Below are 2981 nucleotides of genomic sequence, written 5' to 3' on the forward strand. Positions count from 1 at the left end.
CGTCCATGGACTGATAACCATATTTCAAAGCAACGTCCGTTACTTTTTTTCCATGCAATAAATCCATACTCGCTTCCGACAATTTTCTGTTTTTGATATATTCACTAAGGGTCAACCCTGAAAGATAAAAAAATATCTTTCTAAAGTGATACTCAGAAACCCCGGCATACTCAGAAATGATTTCAAGGGACAGGTCCTCAGTTAAATGCTCTTCAATGTAGTCAATCACATGATTTAATTGGTGTAACATTAGCTCCTCCTTCATATCTACATAATACCAAGCCTGCTTTTACGATGCTCGACATGTTGAGCACAAAAAATATCGGGTGGAGTGAGAAGGGGACGGGGTCATCGTCACACTAGTGTCAATAACCCTGTCCCCTTGTCACTTACTGATTTCACATTATGGAACGCTTTGGATTTATTTTTTCGATATCCGCTTATCAATTTGATAAAACACTTCACCTAATACAAGGCAGATTAAGGCGAATATAAGTATTTTAATAATCTCAAAGCCAGGCAATAGCACATATCCTGATATACCGCCCAAAACAATTGCAAACACAATTAAGCAGAGCCGACCGACACGATTCATAAATAATTCTCCTGAAAATTCCTATTAATCGAACACAAATCTATTTCCATTATTTCTTAAATAAATCTGCATGAGTACCTGTACGGGTGAGCGTAAGAGTTAGAACGTCGTTTTCTATGATATAAATCAGCAGCCAGTCCGGTTGTATATGACATTCTCTAAAACCTTCCAAGCTGCCTTTCAATGCATGGTCATTGTATTTTTGTGCTAGTGGTCGTCCATTGATTAATTCGCCAATCACATATTCAAAGGGTTTAGAATCAAAACCTCGCTTCATCATAAGCCTAAATTCTTTCTTGAAACGAGAGGTTCTGTTAATCTTCATCATCGCTGTTCAAATCCTCCATCAGCTCTGCTACGCTATTATAGCTTTTGGCCGGGATTTTGCCAGCTGCGATATCACGAGCTTCCTGCATAGCGGCAAGTGTTTCGGCGTTGTACTGAGGATTTTTAACCTCAAACGGTAACCCGCCTACAAGAATAACTTGATGAAGAAATATATTGATCGCTTCCGCGGTTGAAAGCCCCAATGTTTTGAGGGTAGCCTCAACACCAGCTTTAACAGAAGCTTCAACACGAATGTGCAATGTTTCTGATTTAGCCATAGTGCTCACCTCCAATATTATCGCATCCATTGTATCGCGTTTTATATACAATTTCAATGCTAATGCGTGCCATTCATTAAAATAAGGGAAGCCATTCCAGCTTCCCCCGTCTTATGCTTTGATTTTATGAATTAGTCTTACTTCTGTCCCAATCCCGCTCCACTTATAGCCGCCTGGGCGGCCGCTAATCTGGCCACTGGTATCCGATAAGGGGAGCAACTCACATAATCCAGACCGATGATGTGGCAGAATTCCACCGAACTGGGTTCCCCGCCGTGCTCTCCGCAGATGCCCATAAGGATATCGGGCCGGGTCTTCCTGGCCTTCTCCACTGCCAATCTCATCAAGGATCCTACCCCTTTGCGGTCCAGTACCGCAAAGGGATTGTCTTTTAAAATCTTTTTATCAAGATACACCGGGATAAACTTGCCCTCCGCGTCATCGCGGCTGAATCCCAGGGTGGTCTGAGTCAAATCGTTGGTGCCGAAGGAGAAGAACTCGGCGTCCACCGCCAATTCGTCTGCCATTACACAGGCCCGGGGCAGTTCCAGCATAGTCCCCAACATGTATTCCAGTTCTAAACCGGACTCCTGGCTTACCTCAGCATGCACCGCGGTAATTTCCTCTTTTAATATGGCCAGTTCGGACTGGTCGATGACCAGCGGTATCTCGATTTCCACACAGGTAGAGATGTTTTCTTTTTTCAACAACACCAGGGCTTCGAAAATAGCCCGCACCTGCATGCGATAGATCTCGGGGTAGGTAAGACCCAGGCGGCAGCCGCGATGCCCCAGCATGGGATTGGCCTCGGAGAGGCTATGTATTTTCTTGAGCAGATCTTCTTTGTCCAGCAGACGTCTGTCAGTGATGCCCTGATGTTTCATCTCCACGATTTCCACCAGGAGGGCTTCCCGGTCGGGCAGGAACTCATGCAAGGGCGGATCCAGGAGCCGCACTGTGACCGGATAGGGCGACATGGCCTTTAATATGCCATAGAAATCCTCGCGCTGGAAAGGCAATAGTTTGCGCAAGGCCTTTTCCCGGTCGGCCAGGCTCTCCGCCATTATCATCTCCTGCACCACCGGAAGTCTGTCCGGGGCCATGAACATGTGCTCGGTGCGGCACAGCCCGATCCCGGTAGCCCCGAATTGGCGGGCTTTGGCCGCGTCCTCGGGGGTGTCCGCATTGGCTCTTACCGCCAGTCTTTTATGTTCATCAGCCCAGGCTAAAAGGGTTTCAAATTCTTTTGAAAGGGTGGGTTCGATCATGGGAACCTCTCCCAGCATGACATTGCCGGTAGCCCCGTCGATCGTTATAGTGTCTCCTTCTTTGATGATCAGGCCGTTCACCGCGAAACATCCCTGGTCAGCATCGATCTTGATGGCTTCACAGCCGCATACACACGGTTTGCCCATACCTCTGGCCACTACCGCGGCATGCGAGGTCATGCCCCCCCGCGAGGTTAATATCCCCTGGGCAAATATGATGCCGTGAATATCGTCCGGAGTGGTCTCACTGCGCACCAAAACCACCTTGTCACCAGCCTCGCCCTGTTTTTGCGCCTGATCGGCATCGAACAGGACTTTGCCGCTGGCTGCTCCGGGAGAAGCCGGCAAGCCGGTGGCGATTGGCTCCACCTTGAAGCTGCTGTCTATCTGGCGGTGCAGGAGCTGGTTGATCTGTTCGGCGTCAACCCTCAATAATGCTTCTTCAATGGTGATCAGTCCTTCGTTGACCATATCCACAGCCACTTTGACCGAGGCTTTGGCGGTGCGCTTGCC

General features: G+C 48.2%; 5 protein-coding genes. All 5 read right to left on the minus strand.

Going from position 1 to position 2981, the window contains the following annotated elements; genetic code table 11:
• Positions 1 to 250: helix-turn-helix domain-containing protein (locus tag B2633_RS17400; protein WP_483171922.1), on the minus strand; the 250-nt coding region annotated here is incomplete at its 3' end.
• Between the two features lie 171 nt (positions 251 to 421).
• Positions 422 to 595: a hypothetical protein gene (locus B2633_RS17405; protein ID WP_481037946.1), complete on the minus strand. Its 174-nt coding sequence runs from the start codon at positions 593 to 595 to the stop codon at positions 422 to 424.
• Positions 596 to 644: 49 nt separating this feature from the next.
• The gene (locus tag B2633_RS17410; RefSeq protein ID WP_483171923.1) at positions 645 to 923 is read right to left on the minus strand and encodes a type II toxin-antitoxin system RelE/ParE family toxin; all 279 of its coding nucleotides are present in this window, start codon (positions 921 to 923) and stop codon (positions 645 to 647) included.
• Positions 910 to 1200 (minus strand): type II toxin-antitoxin system RelB/DinJ family antitoxin, encoded by a 291-nt coding sequence (locus B2633_RS17415; protein ID WP_483171924.1) that lies wholly within the window; start codon positions 1198 to 1200, stop codon positions 910 to 912. Before B2633_RS17415 ends, B2633_RS17410 begins: the two co-directional genes overlap by 14 nt.
• Before the next feature lie 137 nt (positions 1201 to 1337).
• Positions 1338 to 2981 (minus strand): putative PEP-binding protein (locus tag B2633_RS17420; RefSeq protein ID WP_483171925.1); only part of this gene is annotated, 1644 nt, incomplete at its 5' end.

This window comes from Syntrophomonas sp. UBA1041 (genome assembly GCF_002316705.1).
In the GTDB taxonomy this organism is placed as follows: Bacteria; Bacillota; Syntrophomonadia; order Syntrophomonadales; family Syntrophomonadaceae; genus DTU019.

Coding starts and splice junctions, on each gene's coding strand:
- B2633_RS17405 (WP_481037946.1), bottom strand. CDS start 595: ATGAATCGTGTCGGTCGGCTCTGCTTAATTGTGTTTGCAATTGTTTTG.
- B2633_RS17410 (WP_483171923.1), bottom strand. CDS start 923: ATGATGAAGATTAACAGAACCTCTCGTTTCAAGAAAGAATTTAGGCTT.
- B2633_RS17415 (WP_483171924.1), bottom strand. CDS start 1,200: ATGGCTAAATCAGAAACATTGCACATTCGTGTTGAAGCTTCTGTTAAA.